This is a genomic window from Pseudomonas sp. WMBT8, from assembly GCF_050916005.1.
Classification (GTDB): Bacteria; Pseudomonadota; Gammaproteobacteria; order Pseudomonadales; family Pseudomonadaceae; genus Aquipseudomonas.
This window is the reverse complement of sequence record NZ_CP188096.1, coordinates 5,469,964-5,482,784: the sequence shown is the minus strand read 5'-3', so window position 1 is coordinate 5,482,784 and position 12,821 is coordinate 5,469,964. Positions and strand designations below refer to the sequence as shown.

General features: G+C 54.1%; 7 protein-coding genes, 5 tRNA genes and 3 rRNA genes. 13 read left to right on the top strand and 2 right to left on the bottom strand.

What is annotated here, in order from left to right; all coding sequences use genetic code 11:
• Positions 1-21: 21 nt before the first annotated feature.
• Complete coding sequence (gene erpA / locus ACO77H_RS25055) at positions 22-372, top strand: iron-sulfur cluster insertion protein ErpA (protein ID WP_003176443.1); 351 nt, start codon at positions 22-24, stop codon at positions 370-372.
• A 28-nt stretch (positions 373-400) separates the two neighbouring features.
• On the opposite strand, the gene ACO77H_RS25050 is transcribed toward erpA, so the two are convergent.
• Both ACO77H_RS25050 and ACO77H_RS25045 read right to left on the bottom strand, forming a co-directional pair.
• On the bottom strand, positions 401-1,492 hold the full coding sequence (locus ACO77H_RS25050; RefSeq protein ID WP_432754691.1) for an anhydro-N-acetylmuramic acid kinase: 1,092 nt from the start codon (positions 1,490-1,492) through the stop codon (positions 401-403).
• 3 nt (positions 1,493-1,495) lie between these two features.
• On the bottom strand, positions 1,496-2,908 hold the full coding sequence (locus ACO77H_RS25045; RefSeq protein ID WP_169953839.1) for a peptidoglycan DD-metalloendopeptidase family protein: 1,413 nt from the start codon (positions 2,906-2,908) through the stop codon (positions 1,496-1,498).
• Between the two features lie 210 nt (positions 2,909-3,118).
• Here ACO77H_RS25045 and tyrS point away from each other — a divergent pair, with 210 nt between their 5' ends.
• The 12 genes from tyrS to ACO77H_RS24985 all read left to right on the top strand — a co-directional run bounded on the left by tyrS (position 3,119) and on the right by ACO77H_RS24985 (position 12,785).
• On the top strand, positions 3,119-4,318 hold the full coding sequence (gene tyrS / locus ACO77H_RS25040) for a tyrosine--tRNA ligase (protein ID WP_432754690.1): 1,200 nt from the start codon (positions 3,119-3,121) through the stop codon (positions 4,316-4,318).
• 495 nt (positions 4,319-4,813) lie between these two features.
• A 16S ribosomal RNA gene (locus ACO77H_RS25035) occupies positions 4,814-6,350 on the top strand.
• 82 nt (positions 6,351-6,432) lie between these two features.
• Positions 6,433-6,509, top strand: a tRNA-Ile gene (locus tag ACO77H_RS25030).
• A gap of 30 nt (positions 6,510-6,539) precedes the next feature.
• Positions 6,540-6,615, top strand: a tRNA-Ala gene (locus ACO77H_RS25025).
• 248 nt (positions 6,616-6,863) lie between these two features.
• Positions 6,864-9,757: ribosomal RNA gene (locus ACO77H_RS25020) — 23S ribosomal RNA — on the top strand.
• 154 nt (positions 9,758-9,911) lie between these two features.
• Positions 9,912-10,027: ribosomal RNA gene (gene rrf / locus ACO77H_RS25015) — 5S ribosomal RNA — on the top strand.
• Together the 16S, 23S and 5S rRNA genes with 2 tRNA genes alongside form the textbook arrangement of a ribosomal RNA operon.
• Positions 10,028-10,205: 178 nt before the next feature.
• Complete coding sequence (birA, locus tag ACO77H_RS25010; RefSeq protein WP_432754689.1) at positions 10,206-11,165, top strand: bifunctional biotin--[acetyl-CoA-carboxylase] ligase/biotin operon repressor BirA; 960 nt, start codon at positions 10,206-10,208, stop codon at positions 11,163-11,165.
• Positions 11,155-11,904, top strand: coding sequence for a pantothenate kinase (locus tag ACO77H_RS25005; RefSeq protein WP_170041632.1), 750 nt, complete (start codon positions 11,155-11,157; stop codon positions 11,902-11,904). The genes birA and ACO77H_RS25005 overlap by 11 nt, the downstream gene beginning before the upstream one ends.
• 7 nt (positions 11,905-11,911) lie before the next feature.
• Entirely contained in the window at positions 11,912-12,358 is a 447-nt protein-coding gene (locus ACO77H_RS25000) for a hypothetical protein (RefSeq protein ID WP_432754688.1), read from the top strand.
• Positions 12,359-12,500: 142 nt separating this feature from the next.
• Positions 12,501-12,585, top strand: a tRNA-Tyr gene (locus ACO77H_RS24995).
• Between the two features lie 24 nt (positions 12,586-12,609).
• Positions 12,610-12,683 (top strand) — tRNA-Gly (locus ACO77H_RS24990).
• 26 nt (positions 12,684-12,709) lie between these two features.
• A tRNA-Thr gene (locus ACO77H_RS24985) sits at positions 12,710-12,785 on the top strand.
• Positions 12,786-12,821: the final 36 nt, after the last annotated feature.

Genomic DNA, 12,821 nt, shown 5'->3' with positions numbered 1-12,821 from the left:
CTACGCCGGGAGATTATCAGCATGAGCGTTGAATCCTTCACCCCCACGGCTTTGCAATTCACCCACGGTGCTGCGCACAAGGTGAAGAGCCTGGTCGATGAAGAGGGTAATGATCGCTTGAAGCTGCGCGTATTCGTTACGGGCGGCGGTTGTTCAGGGTTTCAGTACGGCTTTACCTTCGATGAAGATGTGGCCGATGACGACACCATCGTCGAGCGCGAGGGCGTAAGCCTGGTCGTGGATCCGATGAGCTTCCAGTACTTGGCAGGCGCCGAGGTGGATTACCAGGAAGGTTTGGAAGGCTCGCGCTTTGTGATCAAGAACCCGAATGCCACCACGACGTGTGGTTGCGGTTCGTCGTTCTCGATCTGATCGATAGCGGCGTTTTGCTATGTGCGTGTCAGGCGGGGTAGATCGCGCCAAGTACGCGAAGGCCGCGTGCACCCGTCACGCTTGGGCGGTTGGCGGCGATGCCTTCAAGGCAGCAATGGGCCAGCCAGGCGAAGGCCATGGCTTCCACCCAGTCAGGGTCTACGCCGTGGGTGGCGGTGCTGCTCACGCGGGTGGCCGGTAGCATGGCGGCGAGGCGCTTCATCAGCGTCGTGTTGTGGGCGCCGCCGCCACATACCAGCAGGGTCTCGGTGTGCGGCTGTGCGGTTTTCAACGACTCGACGATAGTCTGCGCCGTCAGCTCCAGCAGCGTGGCCTGGACATCCTGTGCATTGAATGATGGCAGTCGACCGAGGTGGTGCTCCAGCCAAGACAGGTTGAAGACTTCGCGCCCAGTGCTTTTCGGGCCCTGGGTCAGGAAGAAAGGGTCGCTGAGCAACGCGGTGAGCAGCTGTGGCTCGATCTTTCCTGTCGCAGCCCACTGGCCGTCGCGGTCAAAGGTGTCGCCCCGTTGCTGGTGAATCCAGGCGTCCAGCAGGACGTTGCCCGGGCCGCAGTCAAAGCCAGCTACTGGTTTGCCGGTCTCGATCAGGCTCAGATTGCTGAAACCGCCGACATTCAGCACTGCCCGGTTGCCGCTGGTCTGGCCGAACAGCGCTTCGTGAAAGGCAGGCACCAGTGGCGCACCCTGGCCACCGGCGGCCACATCGCGACTACGGAAGTCGCTGACGACGGTTATTCCAGTCAGCTCGGTCAGTAAAGCGGGGTTGCCAATCTGCACGGTAAAGCCGCGGGCAGGTTCGTGGCGAATAGTCTGCCCATGACTGCCAATCGCCCGGATGTCGGCGGGCGTGAGTTGCTGTTGCTCAAGCAGGGCATGAATGCCCTGGGCGGCGAGGGTGACCCAGTTTTGCTGGGCAATCGCCGAGCGTGCAATCTCGTCCGGGCCGCTGGCACAAAGGCCCAGCAGCTCCGCACGCAGGGATTCAGGCATGGGGATGTAATGCGTGGCGATCAGCTTGACCGCCGTGTTTTGCTCGATCAGTGCAATGTCCAGGCCGTCGAGGCTGGTCCCGGACATCACACCTATATAGAGCGCCATCGCTTAACGCTTCGCCGAAGCCAGCATGGTGGCGCGTTCCTGGTCCATGCGTGCCATCAGCGGCTGGCTTTGCTGAAGAAAGCGGGCGCGCTCGGCCTTGGCGATGGGGTCGGCCATCGGCAGCTTTTGGCCTAGCGGGTCGACGTGCACGCCGTTGACCTGGAACTCATAGTGCAGGTGCGGTCCGGTGGACAGGCCGGTGGTGCCGATATAGCCGATCACCTGGCCTTGCTTGACGTTGCCGCCGGTCTTCACGCCTTTGGCAAAGCCTTGCATATGCCCGTACAGCGTACGGTAGCTGTTGCCGTGCTGGATGATAACGGTATTGCCGTAGCCGCCCCGGCGCCCGGCCAGTAGCACCTTGCCGTCACCGGCAGCCTTGATTGGCGTGCCGCGGGGTGCTGCATAGTCCACACCTTTGTGGGCGCGGATTTTGTTCAGAATTGGATGCTTGCGGCCCATGGAAAAACGCGAGCTAATACGGGCGAAGTCAACCGGAGTACGGATGAAGGCCTTGCGCATGCTATTGCCGTCGGCGGTGTAGTAGCTGCTATTGCCTTGTTTGTTGGTGTAGCGCACGGCGGTGTAGGTCTTGCCGCGGTTGGTAAAGCGCGCCGACAGGATATTGCCGGTGCCGACAACCTTGCCATTGGCCACCTTTTGCTCGTAGATCACGTCGAACTCGTCACCCTGGCGAATATCCTGAGCAAAATCGATGTCGTAGCCAAACACGCTGGCCATGTCCATGGTCATGCTGTGGGACAGGCCTGCGCGCGCCGCCGACTGGGACAGCGAGCTGTTGATCACCCCATGAATATAGGCAGAGCGCATTACCGGCTTGGTGGTCACGCGATTGAAGGCAAAGCCCTTGGCACCCTTGGTCAGGGTGATGCTTTCAAGGTCATTGAGATTGCTGTGCAGGGTGGTCAGTTGACCGTCTGGGCTGAGCTCGAACTCAAGCTTCTGGCCGCGCTTGAGCTGGGTGAATTGCTTGGCTTGCTTGTCGCTGGCCAGCACATCGTTAACGGTCGCGGCTGGAAGGCCGACTTTCTCGAACAGTGTCGACAGTGTGTCGCCTTTGGCCACGATCACTTCACGGTGTTCGGGACCTTTTGCTACCTGGGGTACAGGTGCTGCCTGGGCGGTTTCCTTGGTGTCATCCGTGCTGTCTTCAATCTGTGCAAAGGGTGACTCGACGCTCGCGGTTGTGGCTTGTTGGGCGTCAGAAGCGTCTTGGTCTTGTGTCAGTTGTTCAACCGGACTCTCCAAGTCAAGACTCAGGGTCGTTCGTTTGGCTTCTACGTCACTGGAAGGGAATACCAGGAGTGCCAGGCTGAGAAGGGCGGCGATACCACTTGCGGCGAGCAGGTGGGTCTTCGGGTAAAGCGGCGGCGCTTTAGACGGTTCAGTGGTCATAGGTAATTTTGACTTTGAAAAGATGAAATGGAAAAGATGAATGACATGATGAAGATGAAATAACTGTATAAAATATAACCAAATCATCTGTGGTGCAAGCTTGCGAATGCCGGGCTCGCCGAATGGTGTCCGTTTGCAGGGCAAAACTTGTAATTAGTCCCTGATCTTGTATGGTTGGTTCCCTTTGAATCTGAGCTTTACGGGTCTGTTATGAAGTCGGTTGAAGAGCAGCTAGCGCTGATCAAACGTGGTGCGGAAGAACTGTTGGTCGAGGCCGAGCTGATCGAAAAGCTCAAGCGTGGCCAACCCCTTCGTATTAAGGCTGGCTTTGATCCGACGGCACCGGATCTGCACCTGGGTCATACCGTGCTTATTAATAAGCTGCGTCAGTTCCAGGAGCTGGGGCACCAGGTGATCTTCCTTATAGGTGATTTCACCGGGATGATCGGCGATCCGAGCGGCAAGAGTGCCACGCGCCCGCCGCTGACCCGTGAACAGGTCCTCGATAATGCCGAGACCTACAAGACTCAGGTCTTCAAGATTCTTGATCCGGCCAAGACCGAAGTGGCGTTCAATTCCACTTGGATGGATAAGATGGGGCCGGCGGACTTCATTCGTCTGACGTCCCAGTACACCGTTGCGCGGATGCTCGAGCGCGATGACTTCGATAAGCGCTACTCCACCAATCAGCCCATCGCGATTCACGAGTTCCTGTACCCGTTGGTTCAAGGGTATGACTCGGTGGCGCTGCGTGCGGATGTCGAGCTGGGCGGTACCGATCAGAAGTTCAACCTGTTGATGGGGCGTGAGCTGCAGCGCGCGTATGGTCAGGAGGCTCAATGCATTCTGACCATGCCATTGCTGGAAGGGTTGGATGGCGTGAAGAAGATGTCCAAGTCGTTGGGCAACTATGTCGGCATCCAGGAAGCGCCGGGTGTGATGTACGGCAAGCTGGTTTCTATCCCTGATGCTTTGATGTGGCGGTACTTCGAGTTGTTGAGCTTCCGCTCGATGGATGAGATCAGCGCGTTGCGTGCCGATGTGGAGGCGGGTGCGAACCCGCGGGACGTCAAGATCAAGCTGGCGGAAGAAATTGTTGCGCGCTTCCACGGCGAGGAGGCTGCGGCCAGTGCTCATCGTGCTGCTGGCAATCGTATGAAGGATGGCGAGCTGCCGGATGATCTGCCTGAGATTGAATTGACTGCTGGCGAGGCGATGCCGATCGCGGCTGTCCTTAATAAGGCGGGATTGGTGAAGAACTCGGCGGTTGCACGCGACCTTCTCGGCTCCGGTGGTGTGCGTATAGATGGTAAGGTTGTCGATCGCTCCTTTATATACGAGCTGGGTGCGACCCACGTTTGCCAGGCCGGCAAGAAGGCATTTGCGCGGATTACGCTTAAATCCGAATAAACCTGAAAGTAACGGTTGACGGCGATTTATATCTGTCTATAATTCGCCCCACTTCCGGCGCAGTCGAAACGGAAAACTCCTTGGTAAACAAAGAGTTATGTAGTTTTCGGCAGTAGGTTGCTTCAGTTCATCGAAGCCAAAAGGAAGTTGAAAAAGAGGTGTTGACAGCAGCGTGTAACGCTGTAGAATTCGCCTCCCGCTGACGAGAGATCGAAGGCGCAAGTGGTTGAAGTTGTTGAGGAAAATCTCGAAACTTCTGAAAATAATCACTTGACAGCAAATGAGGCTGCTGTAGAATGCGCGCCTCGGTTGAGACGAAAGATCTTAACCAACCGCTCTTTAACAACTGAATCAAGCAATTCGTGTGGGTGCTTGTGGAGTCAGACTGACAGTCAACAAGATTATCAGCATCACAAGTTACTCCGCGAGAAATCAAAGATGTAACCAACGATTGCTGAGCCAAGTTTAGGGTTTCTTAAAAACCCAAAGATGTTTGAACTGAAGAGTTTGATCATGGCTCAGATTGAACGCTGGCGGCAGGCCTAACACATGCAAGTCGAGCGGTAGAGAGAAGCTTGCTTCTCTTGAGAGCGGCGGACGGGTGAGTAATGCCTAGGAATCTGCCTGGTAGTGGGGGATAACGTTCGGAAACGGACGCTAATACCGCATACGTCCTACGGGAGAAAGCAGGGGACCTTCGGGCCTTGCGCTATCAGATGAGCCTAGGTCGGATTAGCTAGTTGGTGGGGTAATGGCTCACCAAGGCGACGATCCGTAACTGGTCTGAGAGGATGATCAGTCACACTGGAACTGAGACACGGTCCAGACTCCTACGGGAGGCAGCAGTGGGGAATATTGGACAATGGGCGAAAGCCTGATCCAGCCATGCCGCGTGTGTGAAGAAGGTCTTCGGATTGTAAAGCACTTTAAGTTGGGAGGAAGGGTTGTAGATTAATACTCTGCAATTTTGACGTTACCGACAGAATAAGCACCGGCTAACTCTGTGCCAGCAGCCGCGGTAATACAGAGGGTGCAAGCGTTAATCGGAATTACTGGGCGTAAAGCGCGCGTAGGTGGTTAGTTAAGTTGGATGTGAAATCCCCGGGCTCAACCTGGGAACTGCATTCAAAACTGACTGACTAGAGTATGGTAGAGGGTGGTGGAATTTCCTGTGTAGCGGTGAAATGCGTAGATATAGGAAGGAACACCAGTGGCGAAGGCGACCACCTGGACTGATACTGACACTGAGGTGCGAAAGCGTGGGGAGCAAACAGGATTAGATACCCTGGTAGTCCACGCCGTAAACGATGTCAACTAGCCGTTGGGAGCCTTGAGCTCTTAGTGGCGCAGCTAACGCATTAAGTTGACCGCCTGGGGAGTACGGCCGCAAGGTTAAAACTCAAATGAATTGACGGGGGCCCGCACAAGCGGTGGAGCATGTGGTTTAATTCGAAGCAACGCGAAGAACCTTACCAGGCCTTGACATCCAATGAACTTTCTAGAGATAGATTGGTGCCTTCGGGAACATTGAGACAGGTGCTGCATGGCTGTCGTCAGCTCGTGTCGTGAGATGTTGGGTTAAGTCCCGTAACGAGCGCAACCCTTGTCCTTAGTTACCAGCACGTTATGGTGGGCACTCTAAGGAGACTGCCGGTGACAAACCGGAGGAAGGTGGGGATGACGTCAAGTCATCATGGCCCTTACGGCCTGGGCTACACACGTGCTACAATGGTCGGTACAGAGGGTTGCCAAGCCGCGAGGTGGAGCTAATCCCACAAAACCGATCGTAGTCCGGATCGCAGTCTGCAACTCGACTGCGTGAAGTCGGAATCGCTAGTAATCGCGAATCAGAATGTCGCGGTGAATACGTTCCCGGGCCTTGTACACACCGCCCGTCACACCATGGGAGTGGGTTGCACCAGAAGTAGCTAGTCTAACCTTCGGGAGGACGGTTACCACGGTGTGATTCATGACTGGGGTGAAGTCGTAACAAGGTAGCCGTAGGGGAACCTGCGGCTGGATCACCTCCTTAATCGACGACATCAGCTGCTCCATAAGTTCCCACACGAATTGCTTGATTCATTGAAGAAGACGAAAAGAAGCAGCCCGAAATTGGGTCTGTAGCTCAGTTGGTTAGAGCGCACCCCTGATAAGGGTGAGGTCGGCAGTTCGAATCTGCCCAGACCCACCAATTTTGTGTGGGAAACGCCTGTAGAAATACGGGGCCATAGCTCAGCTGGGAGAGCGCCTGCCTTGCACGCAGGAGGTCAACGGTTCGATCCCGTTTGGCTCCACCACTACTGCTTCTGTTTGTATAAAGCTTAGAAATGAGCATTCCATCATTGTGATGGTGAATGTTGATTTCTAGTCTTTGACTAGTTCGTTCTTTAAAAATTTGGGTATGTGATAGAAAGATAGACTGAACGTTACTTTCACTGGTAACGGATCAGGCTAAGGTAAAATTTGTGAGTTACTCAAATTGAGTATTATCGAATTTTCGGCGAATGTCGTCTTCACAGTATAACCAGATTGCTTGGGGTTATATGGTCAAGTGAAGAAGCGCATACGGTGGATGCCTTGGCAGTCAGAGGCGATGAAAGACGTGGTAGCCTGCGAAAAGCTTCGGGGAGTCGGCAAACAGACTTTGATCCGGAGATGTCTGAATGGGGGAACCCAGCCATCATAAGATGGTTATCTTAAGCTGAATACATAGGCTTAAGAGGCGAACCAGGGGAACTGAAACATCTAAGTACCCTGAGGAAAAGAAATCAACCGAGATTCCCTTAGTAGTGGCGAGCGAACGGGGACTAGCCCTTAAGTGGCTTTGAGATTAGCGGAACGCTCTGGAAAGTGCGGCCATAGTGGGTGATAGCCCTGTACGCGAAAATCTCTTAGTCATGAAATCGAGTAGGACGGAGCACGAGAAACTTTGTCTGAATATGGGGGGACCATCCTCCAAGGCTAAATACTACTGACTGACCGATAGTGAACTAGTACCGTGAGGGAAAGGCGAAAAGAACCCCGGAGAGGGGAGTGAAATAGATCCTGAAACCGTATGCGTACAAGCAGTGGGAGCCCACTTTGTTGGGTGACTGCGTACCTTTTGTATAATGGGTCAGCGACTTATTTTCAGTGGCGAGCTTAACCGAATAGGGGAGGCGTAGCGAAAGCGAGTCTTAATAGGGCGTCTAGTCGCTGGGAATAGACCCGAAACCGGGCGATCTATCCATGGGCAGGTTGAAGGTTGGGTAACACTAACTGGAGGACCGAACCGACTACCGTTGAAAAGTTAGCGGATGACCTGTGGATCGGAGTGAAAGGCTAATCAAGCTCGGAGATAGCTGGTTCTCCTCGAAAGCTATTTAGGTAGCGCCTCATGTATCACTGTAGGGGGTAGAGCACTGTTTCGGCTAGGGGGTCATCCCGACTTACCAAACCGATGCAAACTCCGAATACCTACAAGTGCCGAGCATGGGAGACACACGGCGGGTGCTAACGTCCGTCGTGAAAAGGGAAACAACCCAGACCGTCAGCTAAGGTCCCAAAGTTATGGTTAAGTGGGAAACGATGTGGGAAGGCTTAGACAGCTAGGAGGTTGGCTTAGAAGCAGCCACCCTTTAAAGAAAGCGTAATAGCTCACTAGTCGAGTCGGCCTGCGCGGAAGATGTAACGGGGCTCAAACCATACACCGAAGCTACGGGTATCACCCTCGGGTGATGCGGTAGAGGAGCGTTCTGTAAGCCTGTGAAGGTGAGTTGAGAAGCTTGCTGGAGGTATCAGAAGTGCGAATGCTGACATGAGTAACGACAATGGGTGTGAAAAACACCCACGCCGAAAGACCAAGGTTTCCTGCGCAACGTTAATCGACGCAGGGTTAGTCGGTCCCTAAGGCGAGGCTGAAAAGCGTAGTCGATGGAAAACAGGTTAATATTCCTGTACTTCTGGTTATTGCGATGGAGGGACGGAGAAGGCTAGGCCAGCTTGGCGTTGGTTGTCCAAGTTTAAGGTGGTAGGCTGGAATCTTAGGTAAATCCGGGATTCTAAGGCCGAGAGCTGATGACGAGTTACCCTTTGGGTGACGAAGTGGTTGATGCCATGCTTCCAAGAAAAGCTTCTAAGCTTCAGGTAACCAGGAACCGTACCCCAAACCGACACAGGTGGTTGGGTAGAGAATACCAAGGCGCTTGAGAGAACTCGGGTGAAGGAACTAGGCAAAATGGCACCGTAACTTCGGGAGAAGGTGCGCCGGTGAGGGTGAAGGACTTGCTCCGTAAGCTCATGCCGGTCGAAGATACCAGGCCGCTGCGACTGTTTATTAAAAACACAGCACTCTGCAAACACGAAAGTGGACGTATAGGGTGTGACGCCTGCCCGGTGCCGGAAGGTTAATTGATGGGGTTAGCTAACGCGAAGCTCTTGATCGAAGCCCCGGTAAACGGCGGCCGTAACTATAACGGTCCTAAGGTAGCGAAATTCCTTGTCGGGTAAGTTCCGACCTGCACGAATGGCGTAACGATGGCGGCGCTGTCTCCACCCGAGACTCAGTGAAATTGAAATCGCTGTGAAGATGCAGTGTATCCGCGGCTAGACGGAAAGACCCCGTGAACCTTTACTATAGCTTTGCACTGGACTTTGAATTTGCTTGTGTAGGATAGGTGGGAGGCTTTGAAGCGTGGACGCCAGTTCGCGTGGAGCCAACCTTGAAATACCACCCTGGCAACTTTGAGGTTCTAACTCAGGTCCGTTATCCGGATCGAGGACAGTGTATGGTGGGTAGTTTGACTGGGGCGGTCTCCTCCTAAAGAGTAACGGAGGAGTACGAAGGTGCGCTCAGACCGGTCGGAAATCGGTCGTAGAGTATAAAGGCAAAAGCGCGCTTGACTGCGAGACAGACACGTCGAGCAGGTACGAAAGTAGGTCTTAGTGATCCGGTGGTTCTGTATGGAAGGGCCATCGCTCAACGGATAAAAGGTACTCCGGGGATAACAGGCTGATACCGCCCAAGAGTTCATATCGACGGCGGTGTTTGGCACCTCGATGTCGGCTCATCACATCCTGGGGCTGAAGCCGGTCCCAAGGGTATGGCTGTTCGCCATTTAAAGTGGTACGCGAGCTGGGTTTAGAACGTCGTGAGACAGTTCGGTCCCTATCTGCCGTGGACGTTTGAGATTTGAGAGGGGCTGCTCCTAGTACGAGAGGACCGGAGTGGACGAACCTCTGGTGTTCCGGTTGTCACGCCAGTGGCATTGCCGGGTAGCTATGTTCGGAATAGATAACCGCTGAAAGCATCTAAGCGGGAAACTAGCCTCAAGATGAGATCTCACTGGAACCTTGAGTTCCCTGAAGGGCCGTCGAAGACTACGACGTTGATAGGTTGGGTGTGTAAGCGCTGTGAGGCGTTGAGCTAACCAATACTAATTGCCCGTGAGGCTTGACCATATAACACCCAAGCAATTTGTTTCTCGAAAGAGCATCAGATTGCGGTGTGTGAAGACGAAATGAACCGAAAGTTCGAATCTCACAAAACACCGAAAGCTGTCACATACCCAATTTGCTGAAGCGAGGCACCTGCCGCGACTCAGTACCCGAATTTCTTGACGACCATAGAGCATTGGAACCACCTGATCCCATCCCGAACTCAGCAGTGAAACGATGCATCGCCGATGGTAGTGTGGGGTTTCCCCATGTGAGAGTAGGTCATCGTCAAGATTAAATTCCGAAACCCCAATTGCGAAAGCAGTTGGGGTTTTGTTTTGGGCGGTCGAAAAACTCGAAAATGCTTGGTCGGTTGTCTAGTTGAGTTTGCTCTATCGCCTGTTATGTTGCTTTCTATGCAATGGCTCTGCGCATGGCTATCATGCGTGCCTCATTGTGAGGCGAGACCTGCATGCTGACGTTGTTAAAACTTCTGAAAGATGGCCGATTCCACTCGGGTGAAGCGCTAGGTGCGGCCCTGGGTGTCAGTCGTAGTGCTGTGTGGAAACAGCTCCAGCATCTGGAGGTTGAGCTGGACCTGACGATTCATAAGGTCAGGGGGAAAGGCTATCAATTGGCATCCCCGCTGGTTCTATTGAGTGCTGACGAGATCGCCTTGAAGTCGCCGGTCTGTGCGGGTTCGCTTTTCATCTCGGATACCATCGACTCCACGAATGCCGAAGCTTTGCGTCTAATCGATGCGGGGCAGGCGGCGCCGTTCCTGGTTCTGTCGGAGCAGCAAACTGCAGGCAGGGGGCGTCGAGGGCGTAAGTGGGTCAGTCCGTTTGCACAGAATGTTTATTACAGCCTTGTACTTCGTATCGATGGTGGTTTGCGACAGCTCGAAGGTTTGAGTCTTGTGGTGGGCTTGGCGGTAATGCAAACCCTGCGCGACCTGGGTGTTCAGGGTTCGGGTTTGAAATGGCCGAATGATGTTCTTGTTGGGTCAAAAAAGATTGCGGGCATCCTTCTTGAGCTGGTAGGCGATCCTGCTGATGTGTGCCATGTAGTGCTCGGTATTGGTATCAATGCCAACATGCAAAGCGCCGCAGAAGTTGATCAGCAGTGGACATCGATACAGCTCGAAACGGGTCGCAGGGTAGATCGAAATCATCTGGTCGCTCACCTGGGTCAGGCATTGCAGGCTTATCTCGAGCGTCATAGAGATTCCGGCTTCTCGGTGATCCGCGAGGAGTGGGAGCGGAGTCATCTATGGCAGGGCAGGGCGGTGTCATTGATCGCCGGTGTTAACCAAGTAGACGGGGTTGTGCTAGGTATTGACGGTCAGGGCGCGCTGCGTCTCGAAGTGGATGGTGTTGAGAAAATATACAGTGGCGGTGAGTTAAGCCTGAGGTTGCGTGATGATTCTTGAGCTCGACTGTGGGAATAGCTTCATCAAATGGCGAGTTCTGGAGGCGAACCAGGCGGTCGTTTTCGCTGAAGGCGTTGTGGATTCCGATGTGGCGTTGTTGGGTGGCCTCCATTCATTGGCTGGTCTTTCACTGCAACACTGTAGGTTGGTGAGCGTGCGCGCCCAGGAGGAGACGAATCGTCTGGTCGGCGTGTTGGTTGCCGCTTTTGGTGTCTCTATAAGCTGTGCTGCGCCGTCGCGTGAGATGGCGGGTGTGCGCAATGGATATGAGGAATATGCCCGTCTGGGGCTGGATCGTTGGTTAGCAATGCTGGGAGGCTTCCGCCTGGCCTCTGGAGCATGTTTGGTGCTGGATTTTGGTACGGCGGCCACTGCTGATTTCATTACGGCGGATGGCGAGCATCTTGGGGGATTTATCTGTCCTGGCATGCCGCTGATGCGCAATCAGCTGCGAACCCACACCCGTAAAATACGTTATGACGATGTTGCAGCTGAGCGTGCGCTGGAAAGCCTGGTGCCTGGACGTACGACTGCACAAGCCGTAGAGCGTGGTTGCACGCTCATGCTTCGCGGCTTCGCTGAGTCGCAACTGGAGCTGGCCCAGAGTTACTGGGGCGAAGACTTCTCAGTATTCCTTACGGGTGGTGATGCTGAGTTAGTCGCCGATGCTCTGCCAGGCGCTCGGTTCGTTCCGGACCTGGTATTTGTTGGTCTGGCGATGGCATGCCCTTTGTCTTGAGGTTTCTATGCGTTGGTTGTTTCTGTTGTTGCTGGTTCTCAATGTCTTTTATTACATCTGGCACCAGCAAGAGGCCCCGTTGCGTGCGAAGGATGTAACGCCCCTGGCGCTGTATCGGGGCTCTCAGCAGGATATTCAATTGCTGAGTGAGTCAGCGGACGCAATGACCCGTCGTGATCGGCCCAGGGCGCCAGAAGCGCCGGCCGGTTGCTTGTATATTGGCGGCTTTGCCAGTCAGGAGCAGGCGCAGTTCCTCGAGCAGCGCCTGACCAGTCTGGATATCAAGGTCAGGATCCAGTCATTGGCTGGTGCAGGTGTGCCCGCTTTTTGGTTGCGTGTGGCACCTGAAAGTCGCCGCTTGGCTGACGATCTGCCGTTTGAAAGCCTTGCTAATGAATTCAATGAGTTAAAACATAAAATAATGCCGTGCGAAGGCATTGCAAGTGTCGAATAGTTTGCATAGAATGGCGCCCGCTCCACAGCGATGACCTACTTGGGAAATTGGTGTGAAGCGATCGTCACGCAGCTAACCTCATATTTTTAATGAGAAAATGCTTGACAGAAGGTCGGCGTAATGTAAAATGCCGGCTCGCTTAGGAGGGGTTCCCGAGCGGCCAAAGGGATCAGACTGTAAATCTGACGTCTACGACTTCGAAGGTTCGAATCCTTCCCCCTCCACCATTTTTAGCGTGAGCTGCAAGCTCCGCGGGTATAGTTTAGTGGTAGAACCTCAGCCTTCCAAGCTGATGATGCGGGTTCGATTCCCGCTACCCGCTCCAAGTTTGCAGGTTGTGCAAGGTGTTTTGCTCTTGTAGCTCAGTTGGTAGAGCACACCCTTGGTAAGGGTGAGGTCAGCGGTTCAAATCCGCTCAAGAGCTCCATATAACAAGGCAGATATGAAAATATCTGCCTTTGTT

What these genes read in the sequence shown, in the direction of transcription:
- ACO77H_RS25045 (WP_169953839.1), bottom strand. Translation starts at nt 2,908, where the DNA reads ATGACCACTGAACCGTCTAAAGCGCCGCCGCTTTACCCGAAGACCCAC.
- tyrS (WP_432754690.1), top strand. Translation starts at nt 3,119, where the DNA reads ATGAAGTCGGTTGAAGAGCAGCTAGCGCTGATCAAACGTGGTGCGGAA.
- birA (WP_432754689.1), top strand. Translation starts at nt 10,206, where the DNA reads ATGCTGACGTTGTTAAAACTTCTGAAAGATGGCCGATTCCACTCGGGT.
- ACO77H_RS25005 (WP_170041632.1), top strand. Translation starts at nt 11,155, where the DNA reads ATGATTCTTGAGCTCGACTGTGGGAATAGCTTCATCAAATGGCGAGTT.
- erpA (WP_003176443.1), top strand. Translation starts at nt 22, where the DNA reads ATGAGCGTTGAATCCTTCACCCCCACGGCTTTGCAATTCACCCACGGT.
- ACO77H_RS25050 (WP_432754691.1), bottom strand. Translation starts at nt 1,492, where the DNA reads ATGGCGCTCTATATAGGTGTGATGTCCGGGACCAGCCTCGACGGCCTG.
- ACO77H_RS25000 (WP_432754688.1), top strand. Translation starts at nt 11,912, where the DNA reads ATGCGTTGGTTGTTTCTGTTGTTGCTGGTTCTCAATGTCTTTTATTAC.